The organism is Kitasatospora sp. NPDC005751 (genome assembly GCF_040630835.1).
Taxonomy (GTDB): Bacteria; Actinomycetota; Actinomycetes; order Streptomycetales; family Streptomycetaceae; genus Kitasatospora.
Genome location: NZ_JBEXYC010000013.1, coordinates 94,260 through 111,371, shown reverse-complemented (window position 1 = coordinate 111,371; position 17,112 = coordinate 94,260). Strand labels below are relative to the sequence as shown.

13 protein-coding genes and 1 tRNA gene are annotated in these 17,112 nt (G+C 75.2%); 8 read left to right on the top strand and 6 right to left on the bottom strand.

From position 1 onward, the window contains the following. Window positions 1-230: 230 nt before the first annotated feature. Window positions 231-758: an N-acetyltransferase gene (locus ABZ497_RS15585; RefSeq protein WP_359805401.1), complete on the top strand. Its 528-nt coding sequence runs from the start codon at window positions 231-233 to the stop codon at window positions 756-758. A 103-nt stretch (window positions 759-861) separates the two neighbouring features. Here the strand turns inward: ABZ497_RS15585 and ABZ497_RS15580 are convergent, their stop codons facing one another. Further along, a complete protein-coding gene (locus ABZ497_RS15580) occupies window positions 862-1,527 on the bottom strand; it encodes a helix-turn-helix transcriptional regulator (protein WP_359805399.1) in 666 nt (221 codons plus the stop codon). A 134-nt stretch (window positions 1,528-1,661) separates the two neighbouring features. Here ABZ497_RS15580 and ABZ497_RS15575 point away from each other — a divergent pair, with 134 nt between their 5' ends. Continuing rightward, window positions 1,662-3,116, top strand: coding sequence for an MFS transporter (locus tag ABZ497_RS15575; RefSeq protein ID WP_359805397.1), 1,455 nt, complete (start codon window positions 1,662-1,664; stop codon window positions 3,114-3,116). A 77-nt stretch (window positions 3,117-3,193) separates the two neighbouring features. Here the strand turns inward: ABZ497_RS15575 and ABZ497_RS15570 are convergent. The 3 genes from ABZ497_RS15570 to ABZ497_RS15560 form a co-directional block, all read right to left on the bottom strand. Beyond that, window positions 3,194-3,262 (bottom strand) — tRNA-Glu (locus ABZ497_RS15570). Window positions 3,263-3,402: 140 nt separating this feature from the next. After that, the gene (locus ABZ497_RS15565; RefSeq protein WP_329490376.1) at window positions 3,403-3,885 is read right to left on the bottom strand and encodes a YbaK/EbsC family protein; all 483 of its coding nucleotides are present in this window, start codon (window positions 3,883-3,885) and stop codon (window positions 3,403-3,405) included. Continuing rightward, window positions 3,882-5,630: a 2-isopropylmalate synthase gene (locus ABZ497_RS15560; protein ID WP_359805395.1), complete on the bottom strand. Its 1,749-nt coding sequence runs from the start codon at window positions 5,628-5,630 to the stop codon at window positions 3,882-3,884. Before ABZ497_RS15560 ends, ABZ497_RS15565 begins: the two co-directional genes overlap by 4 nt. Window positions 5,631-5,832: 202 nt before the next feature. Between ABZ497_RS15560 and ABZ497_RS15555 the strand changes: the two genes are divergently transcribed. The 6 genes from ABZ497_RS15555 to ABZ497_RS15530 all read left to right on the top strand — a co-directional run bounded on the left by ABZ497_RS15555 (window position 5,833) and on the right by ABZ497_RS15530 (window position 12,754). Further along, entirely contained in the window at window positions 5,833-6,525 is a 693-nt protein-coding gene (locus tag ABZ497_RS15555; RefSeq protein ID WP_329490374.1) for an FCD domain-containing protein, read from the top strand. A 386-nt stretch (window positions 6,526-6,911) separates the two neighbouring features. Next, window positions 6,912-10,052 carry a nitrate- and nitrite sensing domain-containing protein gene (locus ABZ497_RS15550; protein WP_359805393.1) on the top strand — a complete coding sequence of 1,047 codons (3,141 nt, stop codon included), beginning with the start codon at window positions 6,912-6,914 and terminating at the stop codon, window positions 10,050-10,052. Next, on the top strand, window positions 10,049-10,480 hold the full coding sequence (locus ABZ497_RS15545) for a roadblock/LC7 domain-containing protein (protein ID WP_329490371.1): 432 nt from the start codon (window positions 10,049-10,051) through the stop codon (window positions 10,478-10,480). Before ABZ497_RS15550 ends, ABZ497_RS15545 begins: the two co-directional genes overlap by 4 nt. Before the next feature lie 64 nt (window positions 10,481-10,544). Further along, window positions 10,545-10,913: a DUF742 domain-containing protein gene (locus ABZ497_RS15540; RefSeq protein WP_329492319.1), complete on the top strand. Its 369-nt coding sequence runs from the start codon at window positions 10,545-10,547 to the stop codon at window positions 10,911-10,913. 3 nt (window positions 10,914-10,916) lie between these two features. Then, the gene (locus tag ABZ497_RS15535; RefSeq protein ID WP_329490370.1) at window positions 10,917-11,528 is read left to right on the top strand and encodes an ATP/GTP-binding protein; all 612 of its coding nucleotides are present in this window, start codon (window positions 10,917-10,919) and stop codon (window positions 11,526-11,528) included. Window positions 11,529-11,608: 80 nt separating this feature from the next. Continuing rightward, complete coding sequence (locus ABZ497_RS15530) at window positions 11,609-12,754, top strand: FAD-dependent monooxygenase (protein WP_359805391.1); 1,146 nt, start codon at window positions 11,609-11,611, stop codon at window positions 12,752-12,754. Between the two features lie 121 nt (window positions 12,755-12,875). On the opposite strand, the gene ABZ497_RS15525 is transcribed toward ABZ497_RS15530, so the two are convergent. Beyond that, window positions 12,876-13,685, bottom strand: a complete 810-nt coding sequence (locus ABZ497_RS15525) for a leucyl/phenylalanyl-tRNA--protein transferase (protein WP_359805389.1) — start codon at window positions 13,683-13,685, stop codon at window positions 12,876-12,878. Continuing rightward, window positions 13,682-17,095 (bottom strand): amino acid adenylation domain-containing protein, encoded by a 3,414-nt coding sequence (locus tag ABZ497_RS15520; protein ID WP_359805469.1) that lies wholly within the window; start codon window positions 17,093-17,095, stop codon window positions 13,682-13,684. The genes ABZ497_RS15525 and ABZ497_RS15520 overlap by 4 nt, the downstream gene beginning before the upstream one ends. Window positions 17,096-17,112 lie beyond the last annotated feature (17 nt).

Genomic DNA, 17,112 nt, shown 5'->3' with positions numbered 1-17,112 from the left:
GGCGTCCGTTCCGCTGTCCGTGTTACCTTCGACTGGTCCGGACCGGACGACAGGACGACGAGCTCGACGAAGGAGGTGGACCAGTGGCCACGGTGACGACGGCTGCGCCCGTACCGCGCAGCGCCCAGGCGACGGTTCACACTCCCCGGGCCCTGGTCTGACGGCTTCCGCCCCCGCACCGCGGGTGCGCGGCGCCGCCGCGACGGGCCCTTCAGCCAAGGGTTCCCACCATGTCCTCTCCGTCTTCGTCCGCTTCCTCCTGGCAGACCCGCGTCGAGTCCGACGCCGATGTCCCGGCCGTCCAGACCCTCACCCTCGCGGCGTTCGGCCGGCCCGCGGAGGCCGACCTGCTCGCCGTGCTGCGCACCGACGAGGGCTGGATCGACGGCCTCTCCGTCGTCGCCACCGGTCCGGCCGGCGCCCCCGTCGGCCATGCGGTGCTGAGCCGCGCTTTCATCGGTGACGTCCCGGCGCTCGCGCTGGGCCCGGTCTCCGTACACCCGGACCACCAGCGCTCCGGCGCCGGTTCGGCCGCGGTCCGGGCGGCGCTCGACGCCGCCCGGGGCCTCGGCGAGCGCTTCGTCGTACTGCTCGGACACCCGTCGTACTACCCGCGGTTCGGCTTCGTCCGCGCCTCCGCGCACGGACTGGTCCTCACCGTCGACGCGCCCGACGAGGCGTGGATGGCGCTGAGCCTGGACGACCGGCACCCGCTGCCGTCCGGCACGGTCCGCTGGGCCGACGCCTTCGGCATCTAGCCGCCGGCCCGCACCCCGAACCGCCGGGCGGCGCCGCCGAGATGGCGCCGCCCGGCGGTGGCGCGGCCACCCGCGCGACGGCCGCGCCCCAGCGGACGGACCGTCAAGGAGCCTGCTCGGCAGGCCCGGTACGCACCACGGCCTGGTCGCCGTGCGGGCCGAACAGGTGCAGGACCTCCACCGCGTTCGCGTCGACGGGGCCGAACCAGTGCGGCTCACCGGTGTCGAACTCGGCCACCTCGCCCGGGCGGAGGGTGAATTCGCGCTCGCCGAGGATGAGCCGGAGGCCGCCGGCGAGCACGTACAGCCATTCGTAACCGGCGTGGGTCACCAGCTTCGGCTCGCGGTGGGCGAGCACCTGCTTGAACACCTGGACCCGGCCCGGGTACTGCGTCAGCGGCACCAGGACGTTGCCGCGCTCCCGGTGCTGCGGCTTCAGGTGCAGGCGCGGATCCCCGGTCGCCGGGGCCGCGACCAGCTGGTCCAGGGCGACCCGGTGCGTGCGCGCGAGCGGGATGAGCAGTTCGAGGGTCGGGCGCCGCTTGCCCGACTCCAGGCGCGACAGCGTGCTCACCGAGATCCCGGTGGTCTCCGCGAGGGCCTCCAGGGTGAGCCCGCGGTCGCGGCGCAGGGCCCGCAGCCGCGGCCCGATGCCGGCGAGGATCTCGTCGACGTCGTCGCCACCGGCCACCGGCGCGACGGGCTCCCCGGACTCCACGGGCGTCAGGGGCTCCCCGGGCTTCACGGGGTCGGTGCGGTCGCCGTTCATGGGGTGCCTCCGGTCCGTCCGGCCCCTCGGGCGGGCCGGAGCGCGTTTTTGCGGTCTTCGCAAAGATGCTGGGCCGGCGCTGCCGCCCGGTCCGAGCATGGGGCCGCAGACGTTACCGAACCGAAGGTGGGCCCGTGACCACGACAATCCTGGCTGATCGACCCGCACTGAGCACCCGCCGACGGTGGACGGTGCTCGCCGTCTGCGCGCTGAGCATGTTCCTGGTCGGGCTGGACACCACCATCGTCAACGTCGGCCTGCCCCAGATCGGGCGCGGGCTGGCGGTGGGCACCAGCGGGCTGGAATGGGTCGTGGACGCCTACACCGTCGTCCTGGCCGGTCTGTTGATCTCGGCCGGCGCCCTCGCGGACCGCTTCGGCCGCCGGCGCGTGTTCCGGACCGGGCTGGTCGTCTTCGGCCTCGCCTCGCTCGCCTGCGCGGCGGCGCCCTCGCTCGGCTTCCTCGTCGCGGCCCGGGCCGCCCAGGGGGTCGGTGCCTCGATGCTCAGCCCGGTCGCCCTGGCGATCGTGGTGAACACGATGCCCGACCCCCGGGAGCGGGCCCGGGCGATCGGCGCCTGGGCGTCCGTCTTCGGGCTCAGCATGGCGGCCGGGCCGGTCACCGGCGGGGCACTCATCGCGGCCTTCGGCTGGCGCTCGGTGTTCTGGATCAACGCGCCGGTCATCCTCGCCGCCGTCGTCCTGGTGGCGGTGTTCGTGCCGGAGTCGCACGGGCAGCGCGCCCGGCGGCTCGACCTCCCCGGCCAGTCGCTGCTGGTGCTGGCCCTGGGCAGTGCGGTGGCCGTGCTCATCGAGGCCCCCCGGATCGGCTGGACCTCTCCTGCGGCGGTGGCCGGTTGCGCGGTGGCGGCGCTCGCCACCGCCGGGTTCGCCCGGGTCGAGCTGCGCCGGCCCGAGCCGCTGATGGACCTCGCGCTCTTCCGCCGGATGCCGTTCGCCATGGCGGCCCTGGGCGCCGTGGCCCTGTTCGTCGCCCTGAACGTGAGCCTGCTGCTCAACACGCTGTACCTCCAGCACGCCCGGGGCTGGACGGCGCTGGCCACCGGGGCGGCGACCCTGCCGATGGCGCTCGGGGCGACGGTGTGCGCGCCGTGGTCCGGCTCCCTGGTGGCGCGGTTCGGGCCGAGGCGGCCGCTCCTGCTGGCGGGCGGGTTCGTCGCCGCGGGCGGTCTCTGTCTGGTGGATCTCGGCCCGGACACCGGTGTCCCGCTGCTCCTGGCGGCCTATCTGCTCATCGGTGTCGGCTTCGGTTTCGCCAACGCGCCGATCACCAACACCGCGGTCGGTGGTCTGCCGCCGTCCCGGGCCGGGGTGGCCGGGGCGATCACCTCCACCGCGCGTCAGGTCGGCGCGGCGATCGGCATCGCGGTCGCGGGCGGCCTGGTGGTGGGGGTCGGCCCGGACGGCCTGGCCGTCGCCTCGCGGCCCGGCTGGCTGCTCGTGGGGCTGTGCGGGCTGTTCCTGCTCCTGGTCGCCCGCACCTCGGCCCCGGGACCGAAGAGCGCGGGACCGAAGAGCGCGGGACCGAAGAGCCCGGGAGCGAAGAGCCCGGACGCGGGGAGCCGATGACGGAAGAGCCCCGGAGCGAAGGCCCCCGGAAAGCAGCGAGGGCGGGAGCCGATGACGACTCCCGCCCTGCACGTCCGAGCGCCGGGCCCGAATCGAACGAACCCTTCCCGCTGAAAGCGGGCGTGCTACCACTGCACCACCGACGCCTGACCGCCGGGCTTCCGATCACTTCCGCGATCTCGTCCCGCCGACGAGGAAGAAACTACCAAGGGATGATCCAAAGGTGAAATCGACCCCGTCGCCCGCCCCCTGACGCCACGCGCGCGCGGCGCCAGGGGACCGCAGGCTAGGGCGCGACCACCGCCGACGGCGTGCCGCCGGTGAGCCGGAGCAGTTCGTCGTAGGTCATCGGCACCACGGTGTGCGGGTGTCCGGCGGCCGCCCAGAGCAGCTCGTACCCGGCCAGCGCCTCGTCCACCACGGTGCGCAGCGGCGCCGGGTGGCCCACCGGGGCGACGCCGCCGATGGCCTGGCCGGTGGCCTCGCGGACCTCGGCGGCGCTCGCCCGGACGATCGGGCCGGTGCCCAGCCGCCCGGCCAGGTAGGCCGTGTCGACGCGGTGCGCCCCGCTGGTCATGACCAGCAGCGGAGCGCCGTCGCAGCTGAACACCAGGCTGTTGGCGATGGCCCCGGCCTCGCAGCCGAGGGCGGCGGCCGCCTCGGCGGCGGTGCGCGCGGAGTCGGGCAGGACGCGGATCTCGCCGGGCAGGCCGGCCGCCGCGAGGGCGTCGGCGACCGCCTGGCTCCGGGTGGGGAGGGAGGGTGTCATACCGGCATCCTCCCGTGCCCCGCGGCCGCCCGGCCGACGGCGCTCAGCACGGCCCGGACCCCGGCCGCGAGGACGGAGGAGTCCCGGCCGGCGCCCCAGACCACCTGTCCCGCCACCCGCGCCTCGACGTAGGCGACGGCGTCGCTGTCGGGCCCGGTGCGCACGGCGTGCTCGGTGAAGCGGAGGATGTCGACGGCCGTCCCGGCGGCGCGCAGTGCGGCGGTGACGGCGTCCAGCGGGCCGTTGCCCTCGCCCCGGTGCCCGCCGACCTCGGCCCAGTGGCGGCCGTCCTCCTCCCCGGTGCGCCAGTCGACGGCCGGGGCCGCGTCCAGGTAGTGGGAGCGGAACAGCGCGTACAGCTCGTCGGCCCCGACCTCGCGGCCGCTGTCGTCGGCCGACTCCTGGACCACCCGGGCGAACTCGATCTGGAGCCGCCGCGGCAGCTCCAGCCCGTGCCCGGTCTGCAGCAGGTAGGCGATCCCGCCCTTGCCGGACTGGCTGTTGACCCGGATCACCGCCTCGTAGTCCCGCCCGAGGTCGGCCGGGTCGATCGGCAGGTAGGGGACGGCCCACGGGGCCCGGCCCGGCGGCAGGCCGAGGTCGGCCGCCGCCTTGGCGTGGTGCGCGAAGCCCTTCCGGATGGCGTCCTGGTGGGTGCCGGAGAAGGCGGTGTGCACGAGGTCGCCGGCGTAGGGGTGGCGTTCGTGCACGGGCAGCCGGTTGACGTGTTCGACGGTGCGCCGGATCTCGTCGATGTCCGAGAAGTCGATCATCGGGTCGACGCCCTGGGTGTGCAGGTTGAGCGCCAGCGTGACGAGGTCGACGTTGCCGGTCCGCTCGCCGTTGCCGAACAGGCAGCCCTCGACCCGCTGCGCGCCCGCCAGCAGGGCGAGTTCGGCGCAGGCGACCCCGGTGCCGCGGTCGTTGTGCGGGTGGACGGAGAGGATCACCGACTCCCGCCGGGCCAGGTGGCGGTGCACGTACTCGATCTGGTCGGCGTAGACGTTGGGGGTGGCGATCTCGACGGTGGCGGGCAGGTTGTGGATCACCGGCCGGTCGGGGCTCGCGTCCCACAGCTCGGTGAGGCCGTTGCAGACCTCCAGGACGTAGTCCGGCTCGGTCAGGTTGAACACCTCCGGCGAGAACTCGAAGCGGACGCCGGGGCGGCCCTCGGCCAGCCGGGCCATCAGTTCGGCGGCCTCGGTGACCAGGGCGCGCACCTCCGCCCGGCCGCGGCCGAGCACCACGTCGCGCCAGATCGGCGCGGTGGCGGTGTAGAGGTGCACGACCACCCGGGGCAGCCCCTCGACGGAGCGGAAGGTCCGCTCGACCAGGTCGGCGCGGGCGGCGGTGAAGACCACCACGGTGACGTCCTCGAGGACGGCCCCGGGCGTGTCGGCCAGCCGGCGGACGAAGTCGAAGTCGGTCCGGCTGGCGGAGGGGTAACCGACCTCGATCTCCTTGAAGCCCATGGCCAGGAAGAGGTCGAACATCCGCTGCTTGCGCGCCGGGTCCATCGGCTCGGCCAGCGCCTGGTTGCCGTCGCGCAGGTCGACGGGCACCCAGAGCGGGGCCCGCTCGATCCGCCGGGAGGGCCACTGCCGCCGGTCGCCGGCGGGCAGCTCGACCCGCTCGTGGGCGGGGCGGTAGCGCTGGAACGGCATCGCGCTGCCGCGCTGCGGGTTCCAGTCGGGGGCGGCGGCCGGTACGGGCCCGGCGGGGGTGCGGAGCGTGGGGAACGGCATGGGGGAGGTCCTTCGTCTCGGGTTCTGCACCGGAGGACGAACCGGCAGCACGGCACCCCGCAGCGGGGTGCCGGTCCGGTCAGACCCCGCTGCGGCCACCAAGAAGGCCACCGCGAAGGCAGCCGGGAAGGAGACTCCACGACTTCATGCGGGGTACCGTAACCGTGAACCAAGTCCTCAGACAACCTGACAGGTGAACGCGATGTCTCCGCTCGACCCACTGCGCCCCTCCCCCCTGGTCGACCAGGCGACCCGGCGGATCGCCGAGCAGATCGCGGCCGGGCAGTGGCCGGTCGGCGGCAAGCTCCCCGGCGAGGTGGCCCTGGCCAAGGAGCTGGGCGTCGGCCGGTCCACCGTCCGGGAGGCGCTGCGCGCGCTGGCGGGCGCCGGCATGGTGCAGAGCCGCCAGGGCTCGGGGGTGTTCGTGACGGCGGACCGGCCGGGCGAGGACTGGTCGGCGCGGCTGCGCCGGGCCGAGCTGGCGCACGTGTACGAGGTGCGGGCGATGATCGAGGTCCAGGCGGCCCGGCTGGCCGCCGTCCGGCACGACGAGGCCGACGAGGCGGCGCTCGACCGGGCGCTGACCGCCCGCCACGCGGCGGGCGCGGCGGACGACGCCGCCTTCGTGGACGCGGACATCGCCCTGCACGCGACGGTGGTGGCGGCCGCCCACAATCCGGTGCTCTCCGATCTGTTCGCCGAGTTCGTCCCGGTACTCCGGGAGCGCCTGGTCGAGCTGGTCGGACTGCTGGGGCTGCGCGAGGGCGATCCGCACCACGGCTACGCGACCCACGCGGAGCTGGTGGAGGCCGTCCGCCGGCGCGACGCGGAGGCGGCCGGGCAGGTCCTGGCGGACGAACTGACCTCGACCCTGACCCGCCTGCTCGCCGCCTGAGCCACCCGAGCCCCTGAGCCCCGCGCCCCCTGAACCGCCTGAGCCCCCGAGCCCCCTGAACCGCCCGAGCCCCCCGAGCCGCCGGGGCTGCCCGACGGGCCGGGCCGGCCGCCGGCCCGAGCCCCCGTCAGCCCGCCACCACGACGGCCCGTTCGGGCAGTCGCGGCCGCACCGGCAAGGCAGCCGCCCCCCGGCCGGGCGGGCAATCGGGAGGCACGCTCCGCACACGATCACGGCGCATCGGCGGCCGGCCGGGGGAGCCCCGGAGCGCCGCGCCCCGCAAGGCTCCTTCGTTCACCGATCATTAACGGCCCGATGACAGTGTGTTAAGACTGTGTGCGCACACCGTCCAGGCAGCGAACGAGTTTTCACTCCTATCACACCGTATGACTAGTATCACTTCGTCAAAAGCTCGTGCCCCCGGACGGTTCGGCCCCACCAGGCCGGCCGCCAGTCCCAAGGAGTCAGCTCTGCGCGCGCGTGCGAATCGGCGGCCCCCGACGCCGAAGTCCCCCCGCAGGCGTCCGCGCCTGTCCCTGCGGACGGCGCTGCTCGTCCTGGCCGTCGTCCCCAGTCTCGCCCTCGCCGCCCTCTGGGCGGTCACCAGCGGCCAGACCTTCCTCGACTTCCAGCGCCAGGCGGCCCAGGGCCTGCTGGCCCAGAAGGCCGGGCAGCCGTCCAACCACGTCTACTACAACCTCCAGGAGGAGCGCCGGCTCAGCGCCGAGGCGCTCGCCCGGCCCGGCAGCGTCACCGACGCGCTGCGCCGCCAGCGCCAGCTCACCGACGACGCGGTGCGCCAGTTCCAGTCGCTCTCCGACGAGACCGCCGACAGCGCGCCCACCGAGGTGCGCACCGCGGTCACCGAGGCCCGGCAGGCGATGGGCAAGCTGGCCGAGCAGCGGGCGGCGATCGACCGCGCCGCCGTCGACCAGCAGACCGCCTTCACCTACTACACCGACCTGATCGCCGTCGACCTGCGGCTGTTCACCGCGCTGAGCCACGTCGACAACGGCGAGGTCACCTGGATCTCCAAGACCCTGGTGAACGCCTTCTGGGCCAAGGAGATGCTGGCCCGCGAGGACGCCCTGCTGGCCCGCGGCTGGCCGTCCGGCAAGCTCACCGCCGCCGACTACCAGCAGGTCCAGCAGGCGATCGGCGCGCAGGACCACCTGTTCACCGTGCAGGTCGTGCCGTACGTGCCGGCCGCCGAGGCCGCCGCCTGGCAGGACGTCATGACCAGCCCCGCCTGGCAGGCCAAGGCCTCCGTGGAGCAGTCGCTGATCAGGGCCACCCCGGCCGATCCGAGCGGCGCCGTCAAGCTCCCGGCCGCCCAGGACCAGTGGCGCCAGGCGCTCGACCAGCTCAATCCGGAGCTGGTGAAGGCGATCGAGACCCGCACCGACGGCATCGTCGAGGTCGGCAAGGGCTCCTTCCTCTCGCTGCTCACCGCCTTCGTGCTGACCACCGTCATCGGCCTGATCGCGGTCGTCGCGGTGATCCTCACCAGCTGGCGGCTGACCCGCTCGCTGCGCCGCCGGATCAAGGCGCTGCACACCCAGGCCGAGGAGCTGGAGCGGACGCTGCCCGAGGTCGTGGAGCGCCTCTCGCGGGGCGAGCAGGTCGACGTCGAGGCCGAGAGCCGCGCCATCACCGCCGATCCGCACGGCAACGGCACCGACGAGCTGGCCCAGCTCGGCCAGGCGCTCAACCTGGCCCGCACCTCCGCGCTGGAGACCTCCGTCCGGCAGGCCGACCAGCACCGCGGCTTCGAGCGGCTGCTGCAGCGCATCGCCCGCCGCACCCAGCTGCTGATCGGTCAGCAGCTGCGCAAGCTGGACGAGCTGGAGCGCAAGCACGAGGACCCGGAGGTGCTGGAGGGCCTGTTCGACCTCGACCACCTCACCGCCCGCCTGCGGCGCTACGAGGAGAACCTGGTCATCCTGGCCGGCGGCCAACCGCAGCGGCGCTGGCGCAAGCCGGTCCCGCTGCTGGACGTGCTGCGGGCCGCCCAGAGCGAGGTGCAGGACTACCGGCGGATCATGCTGGACGTCGAGGGCCACCCGTGGCTCTCCGAGCGCGCCGTCGGCCCGGTCGCGCACGTGATCGCCGAGCTGATGGAGAACGCCGCGAGCTTCTCCAAGCCGCCGACGCCGGTCGAGGTCCGTGCCGCGATGGTCGGCCGCGGACTCGCGGTGGAGATCGAGGACCGCGGCCTCGGCATGGACCCGGAGCAGTACGACGCGGCCAACGAGCTGATGAGCCGTCCGCCCCGGATGGACGTGCTGGCCCGGGCGGACGACATCCGCCTCGGCTTCTACGTGGTCGCCCGGCTGGCCGCCAACTCCAACCTGAGGATCGAGTTCCGCCCGTCGGCCTTCGGCGGCACCCGGGTGGTCGTGCTCGTCCCCGACGAGCTGGTCATCGACGGTGACGCCGGGCTGCCCGACGCCACCCCGGTCGAGCCGATCCCGCTCGCCCGGCGCACCCGCAGGACCGCGCCGGCCGCCCTCGCCGGGACCCCGGCCCACGCCCGGCCGGCGGACCCGGAGGCCACCGTGGCGACGGCGGTCGCGACGGCCCCGCCGGCGATCGAGCCGCCGGAGACCGTCCTGGTCGCGACGGCGGCCGCGGAGAACTCGGCCGAGGCGTTCGCGCACGTCGAGTACATCCAGCCGCCCGCGCCCGAGCAGCCGGTCGAGCACAGCTCCCCGGTCGACGCCTCGGCCGGCTACGGCAGCGCGGGGTACGGCGCCGGCGGGTACGGCACGGTCGGCCACGTCGGCGCCGAGTACGGCACCGACGGGTACCGCACCGACGGCTACGGGACGAACGGGTACGGCACGGACGCCTACGGGGGCCAGGAGTACGCCGTGCCCGCCGACGGCACCCCGGAGTACGCCGCGCCGGTTCAGGAGCCGCTCGCCCCGACGCCCGCCCAGGAGATGCCCGTCCAGGACGCCTCCGCCCGGGACACCCCCGCCCAGGACTCCCCCGCCTACCCGGACATCGCCTACGCCAAGGTGACGCCCGCGGAGGCCCCCTACGCCGACGAGCAGTACCGCCCGGCCGACCACTACCGCCTCGCCGAGCGGCGCGAGTACGCCTCGACGGTGCCGCTCAGCGAGCCGGCCGACGGCCAGGCGCCGCTGCCGCAGCGGGTTCGCCAGGCCAGCCTGGCGGCCGAGCTGCGCGTCCCGCCGCCGGCCCCGGCGCCCGGCGAGCGCGTCACCGGAGCGCCGGGCATGCCGGGCTCCTTCGGCACGCCGATCGGCTCGGCCGGCGCGCTCCAGCGCCCCCCGCGCCGCTCGGGCGCGGCCATCGGCGCCTTCCAGCGACAGTCCCGGGTGGCCCGCGGCCAGGACTCCGGCGAGGTCCACCTCCCCGGGCCCGACGTCTTCACCCGCGGCTCCCGCCCGGCGCCCCCCACCGGATCCGCCGGCTCCCCGGCGCCCGCACCGGACCCGGACCCCTGGGCCCTGCCCGCCGCGGATCCCCGAACCACTAGGACGGATGACCAGTCATGAACCGCACGATCGCCACCCACCAGGACCTGGACTGGCTGCTGGACGGACTCGTCGACTCGGTGGCCGGGACCAGAAACGCCGTGCTGCTCTCCGACGACGGCCTGGTCGTCAGCCACTCCCGCACCATCGAGCGGGCCGACGCCGAGCGGCTGGCCGCCGTCGCGACCGGCCAGCAGAGCCTCGCCCGGGGCGTCGGCCAGCTGTTCGACGGCGGGCCGGTGCACCAGGTCATCGTCGAGCTGTCCGAGGTCTGGCTGTTCATCATCGCCGCGGCGCAGGGCACCCACCTGGCCGTGGTCGCCTCCCAGGAGGTGGACGCCGAGGTGATGTCGGTGGCCATGCACACCCTGGTCCAGCAGGTCGGCCAGAAGCTGAGCACGCCGGTGCGCAGCGACTTCGACGCCTTCGCGGCCAGGAACCGGGGTTGATGCCCCGGTGATCCCGCACTGGAGCGAGGTGCCCGACGAGGACGAGGACGACGGTGCCGGCACGATGGTGCGCCCGTACACCATCACCCGCGGCCGCACCGCGCCCGAGCGCGACGACCTCACCCTGATCACCGTGCTGACCACCGTGTCGGAGGAGGCCCGCACCGTCCTGGCGCGGGGCTCCTCCCGCTCGGGGCCGCGCGGGCTCCAGCCCGAGCACCGGATGATCCTGGACCGCTGCCGGCGTCCGGCCGCCGTCGCCGAGGTGGCGGCGGAGCTGGACCTGCCGATCTCGGTCACCAAGATCCTCCTGGGCGACCTGATCTCCCAGGGCCTGCTGCTGGCCCGGGCGCCGCTCTCGGTGGCCCGGGCCGGCGGGGGCCTGGACCTCGGCCTGCTGACGGCCGTTCGCGAAGGACTCCGGAGACTCTGAACCATGGCACCGACCGCACCCCTTCCCTCCTCCTCCGCCTCCGGCGCCACCGCGCCGTCCGCCGTGAAGATCCTCATCGCGGGCGGCTTCGGCGTCGGCAAGACCACCCTGGTCGGCTCGGTCAGCGAGGTCGCCCCGCTGCGCACCGAGGAGTACCTGACCCGTGCCAGCGTGGGCGTCGACGACCTGTCCGGCGTGGACAGCAAGGACACCACCACCGTCGCCCTGGACTTCGGCCGGATCACGGTCAGCCCCGACCTGGTGGTCTACCTGTTCGGCACCCCCGGCCAGGAGCGCTTCTGGTTCATGTGGAACGACCTGGTGAACGGCGCGCTCGGCGGCGTCGTCATCGCCGACACCCGCCGGCTGGAGACCAGCTTCGCCTCGATCGACTTCTTCGAGAGCCGGGGCATCCCCTTCGTGGTGGCGATCAACTGCTTCCACGGGCAGAACACCCGGACGCCGGACGAGATCCGGGCCGCCCTGGACCTGGACCCGCAGGTCCCGATGCTGCTCGGCGACGTGCGCGACCGCGGCTTCGGCCGGGACCTCCTGCTGGCCCTGGTCGACCACCTGATGGACCTCTCCGCCGCCCGGCCCGCGCCGGTCGGCTGACCCCGGCCCGCCCGTACCCGACCACCCCTCACCCGACCCCACCGCACCGCCCGCACCGACCCCCTTGGGAGACCCCCGTCATGACCTCACCCCTGCGCGTACTGATCCACGGCGGCGGCATCGGCGGCCTGACCCTGGCCACCGCGCTCGCCCGGCGCGGCCACCGGGTCGACGTGGCCGAGCTGCGCGACGGCCTGGAGGCGCTCGGCGTCGGCATCATCCAGCCGTCCAACGCCCTGCACGTGATGCGCGAGATCGGCGTACTGGAGGCCTGCCTGGCGGCCGGCTTCGAGTGGGAGGTGCTGACCGTCTGCGACCCGTCCGGCGCCACTCTCGCCAAGATCCCGCAGCCCCGGATGGGTGACGCCCCGTCCAACAACGGCATACCGCGCCCCGCCCTGGCCGGGGTGCTGGGCGACGCCGCCACCGCCGCCGGTGCCACCCTCCGCTTCGGCACCACGATCGCCGAACTGACCGACGACGGCGCGGGCGTCGACGTCACCCTGACCGACGGCCACCACGGCCGCTACGACCTGGTGGTCGGCTTCGACGGGATCGGTTCGCCGCTGCGCCGCCGGCTGTACGGCGAGAAGTACCTGCCCGAGTACACCGGATTCGCGAACTGGCGGGTGACGCTGCCGCGTTCGCCCGAGGTGCAGGGCGTGGTGATGTCCGCCGGGAACCAGCGGGCGAAGGCGCTGCTGACCCCGATCACCGACGAGCTGATGTACCTGGGATCGGTGTTCGCCGAGCCGGCGGACTTCCGCCCGGACGAGGAGCGCGCCCACGAGCAGCTGGCCGAGCGGCTGACCGGCTTCGGCGGCCCGGTCGCCGAGGCGCTGGCGCTGGTCACCGACCCGGCCGCGGTGGTCTACTCGCGGATCTCCCAGGTCAGTGTCGAGGAGCCGTGGCACGTCGGCCGGGTGGTACTGGCCGGCGACGCCGCGCACGCGAGCACCCCGCACCTGGCGCAGGGCGCGGCGATGGCGGTCGAGGACGCGCTGGTGCTGGCCCAGAGCCTGGACGCGGTCGAGGACCCGGCCAGGGACGTCGCGGCCGCGCTCGCCGCCTGGGAGGAGCGCCGCCGGCCGCGCGCGATGTGGGTGCAGGCGCTCTCGCGGGCGGTCCTGAAGCAGGAGACCGGCACGCCGACCACCCCGGAGGAGGACGAGCTGCTGAAGGTCGGCATCCCGGGCGCCGCGCACGTCCTCGTCCAGCCGTACTGACGCCGGGGCGTTCGCCCGGCCGACGTCACCGACCGGCCCCGCCGGGAACCTCCCGGGCGGGGCCGCGTCGTCGGCCGCCCCGGCGCCTCCGCCGCCCCCACCGCGGGACCGGCGACCGCGGTCACCGGCCCAGCCGGGCCGCCGGGAGCATCGCGGTGGCCAGCGGACCGACCTCGGCCGGTGCGGCCAGTTCGGCCAGGTAGCGCTCGCGCGGAACGGCGGCGGCGCCGAGCGCGCGGACGTGGGGCGAGTCCCACTGGGCGTCCAGCAGGCGCCCGCCCGCGTCGGCGAACCGCGCGGCGAGGTCGGCCACGGCGACCCGGCCGGCGTCGGAGCGGCGGTGGAACATCGAGTCCAGGCTGAGCACCGGCCCGACGGCCACCCCGAAGACCCCGCCGATCAGCTCCTCGCCCTCCCAGACCTCGGCGCTGTGGGCGGCGCCGCGCCGCTGGAGTTCGACCAGCGCGACACGCAGCTCCGGTACGAGCCAGGAGGGTTGGCGTGCCTGCGCGCAGGCTTCGAGCACGCGCGGGAAGGCCCGGTCGGCGCTGGTCCACCACCGCCGGCCGTTCCGCAGCCGCCGGGCGAGCCGGCTCCCGACGTGCACCGCGTCCGGGGCGAGCACCGGGCGGGGGTCGGGCGACCACCAGGCGAGCGCGTAGGGGTCGTCCTCGGCGCCGGGCAGCAGCGCCACCTCCCCCGCCGCCACCGCCTCCTCGAACCGGACTTCGTTGAAGGCGCTCGCGTAGTCGTCGGCGGCGGGCATCGGGAAGAGCCCGTGCCGGTAGGCCGCCAGCAGCACGTCCGGCCCTAGCCGCGCCCCGAACGCCACCGGCCCGTCCCCCGGCGCGCCCCGCACGTCCAGGCCCCCGAACACGGCGTCGCCGAAAGCCGCGTCACCGAACTCCCCGTCGCCGCCGCCCCCGCTCACCGCCGGACCACCCCCGCCGGGGGCATCAGGAAGCCCTCCGCGGTCAACTGCTCCAGGTAGCGGTCGAGTAAGGCGTCGTCCACCGCCGGGAGCTCGATCCCGCTGCCCACCAGCGCCTGGTCCGTGTTGGCCCGGTCGAAGAGCGGGAATGTCGGCCGGAAGTACATCTCGCTGATGGACAGCTCGGTGCCCGGGCTGCGGTCCACGAAGAGCGACACGAACGGGGTCATCGGGTGGGTGGGGTGCCCGGCGGCGAACCGGACGAGGTCCTCGACCCAGGCCTTGTACGGGACTTGCTCCACCGGGTGGCCGCGCGCCCGCAGCCGTTCGGCGAGGTCGGCGAGCACGGCGGGGCGCGGCGAGGTGATGTGGTAGACCTCGCCGATCGCGGGGGCGTGCCGGGCGATGTGCGCGACGGCGCGGCTGAACCGGTCGGCCGGGACGAAGTCGAGCAGCAGCCGGACGTCCGGGCAACTTCCGCTGTCGGCCATGTACTTGATCAGCGCGCAGATCTCCGTGCCGGTGTTCATCACCCCGGTGGTGAGGTCGCCGGTGACGTCGTTGGTCCGCAGCACGGTGACCGGCAGCCCGGCCGCCGCCGCGTTGTGCAGCAGCTGCTCGGCGACCCACTTGCTCTCCACGTAGCCGACCGCGAGCCGGTCCGGGTGGGCCAGCGGCGTCCGTTCGGTCACCTCGCCGACGCCCGCCGGGCCGAAGCCGGCGAGCACGGCGAGCGTGGAGAGGTAGTGCACCGGGATGCCCCGCGAGTGCCCGGCCAGCCGGACGACCTCCCGGGTGCCGCCGACGTTGGGGCCGCGCAACTGGTGGTACGGGTAGATGAAGTTGACCTGCCCGCCGAGGTGGTGGATCGCGTCCAGGCTGTCGGCGAGCGCCTCGAAGCGGTGCTGGGAGAGCCCGAGCAGCGGTTCGGCGAGGTCCCCGACCAGCGGGACCACCCGGCCGTCCAGCACGTCCTTGCGCAGGTACCGCTGCTGGGCGGCCCGGATGCGCTCCAGCGCGTGCTCCTCGTAGGGGGCGCGGACCAGGCAGTGGACACGTGCCCCGGTGGTGTCCAGCAGGGCGGCGAGCAGGTGGGCGCCGCAGAAGCCGGTGGCGCCGGTGAGCAGGATCTCGGCCGGTTCGGCGCGCGAGGGCGCGGGGCGCCAGGACTGCCGTACGGGGGTGCCGAGTACGGCCTCGGCCGTCCAGTCGACGGCCGCCTCGCCGAAGCCGTTGCCGCCGGCGCGGGCGGACTGGGTGGCGGTCGCGAAGGCCCGCAGGGTGGCGTCGCGCAGCAGCGAGCGGGTGAGGAAGCGGATCCTGGTGACGTCGATGCCGAACATGATCCGGGCCCGGGCCAGCATCTCCATGGCGAGCAGCGAGTTGCCGCCGAGGGCGAAGAAGTCGTCGGCGGGCCCGACCTCCTCGACGCCGAGCAGCTCGGACCAGAGGTGCGCGACGGCGGGTTCGATCGCGCTCCCGGAGCCGTCGGCGAGCGGGCCCGCGTCGCGGCGGGCACCGTCGGGCGGGTCGGACCGGGTGTCGGCGCCGCGGGCCTCCACGGTGCCCTCGCCGTCGCGCCCCGCGCGTCGCTGGAGCTGCGGCGCGGTGCGCGGCAGCCGGCGCCGGTCGATCTTGCCGGCGGCGGTGAGCGGCATGCTGTCGAGGAGGACGAAGTCGGCCGGGACCATGAAGTCCGGCAGCCGCTCGGCGAGGTAGTCGCGGATCTGGGACCGCCGGGCCCGGGCGCCGGAGCCGTCCCGGTCGGCGAGCGTGTAGTAGGCGGTCAGCACGTGCGTGCCGTCCGCGGCGCCGTCGGCGGCGACCCGGGCCTGCCGCACGTCCGGGTGGGCGGCGAGCACCGACTCCACCTCGGCCGGGTCCACCCGGTAGCCGCGGACCTTCACCTGGTCGTCGAAGCGGCCGAGGATCTCCAGCTGACCGTCGGGCCGCCAGCGGCCGGCGTCGCCGGTGCGGTACATCCGCTCGCCGGGGACTGGCGCGTAGGGGTCGGGCAGGAAGGCCTCCGCCGTGAGCCCGGGGGCCCGCCAGTAGCCGCGGGCCACGCCGGGGCCGCCCAGGTAGATCTCGCCCTTCTCACCGGGCCGCACCGGGCTCAGCCGGGCGTCCAGCAGGTGCAGCCGCACCCCGGGCAGTGGCCTGCCGATCGGGACGGGGGCCGCGCCGAGCCCGCCCCCGCCGGCCGGCCCCAGCACCGCCGGGGTGACCTCGCAGAGCGTGGAGGTGACGGCCGCCTCGGTCACCCCGTAGGCGTTGACCAGCCGGACGCCGGGCAGCCGGGCCAGGCAGTCGCGGCTGTCGTCGGCGTGCACGGTGTCCCCGCCGACCACGACGAGCCGCAGGCCCTCGGGGGCCGGGCCGCCCTCGGGGAGCAGCGCGAGTACGTGGTGCCAGTAGGCGGGGGTGAGGTCGGCGACGGTCAGCCTGAGCTCGCGCATCCGGTGCACCAGCTCGGTGGGCGCCCAGGTGCGGGCGCCGCCGAGGATGAGGGTCGCGCCGCTGAGCAGCGCGGCGAAGACCTGCTCCAGCGAGGTGTCGAAGCCCAGCGCGGCGAGTTGCAGCACCCGGTCACGCGCGGTGAGCTCGTAGGCGCGGATCACCCGGTCGAGCGTGAAGACCAGCGAGCGGTGGGTGACGGGTACGCCCTTGGGGGTGCCGGTGGTGCCGGAGGTGTAGATCAGGTACGCCAGGTCGTCCGGCACGGCCGGGTCCGGCGCCGGGACGCCGTCCTCGACCGGGTCCTCCGCCGGATCCGCGGCGGTGCCCGGGGGCGTCTGCGCGGTGCCCGGGCCGGGATCGCCGTCCGGTCCGGCCGCGTCGGCGCCGACCACCGGGACCCCGGCGAAGTGCCGCCCGTGCTCCCCGACGACCACCACCGCCCGGCAGTCCACCACGAGCTGCGCGAGCCGCCGCTGCGGGTGCGCCGGGTCCAGCGGCAGGAAGGCCCCACCGGCCTTGAGCACGCCGAGCCAGGCCGTGATCAGGGCCGCCCCGCGCTCCAGGCAGACCGGCACCACCCGCTCCGGCCCGACGCCCCGGGCCCGCAGGACGGCGGCCAGCCGGTCACTGCGCAGGTCGAGCTCGCGGTAGCTCAGCTCACCGTCCTCGGTGAGCAGGGCGACCGCGTCCGGGTCGTGGGCGGCCCGGGCCCGGAACAGTCCGTGCACGGTGTCCGAGAACCCGGCCCGGGCCGGGCCCCGGCCGGCGCCGCCGGGCCCGGGGAGCCCGAGCCCGGCCCAGCGCCATACGCGCTCGACGTGGGCCCGGCAGTCCGCGAGGCCGGCCGGCCCGAACACCGTGTGCCAGCCACCCGGCACGGTGAAGTCACCGGGCCAGATCGCATACTGGCCGTCTTCGTTCCGCAGCACGGCGTGGCGCCCGGAATTCACATCCGGGCGCGCGCCCT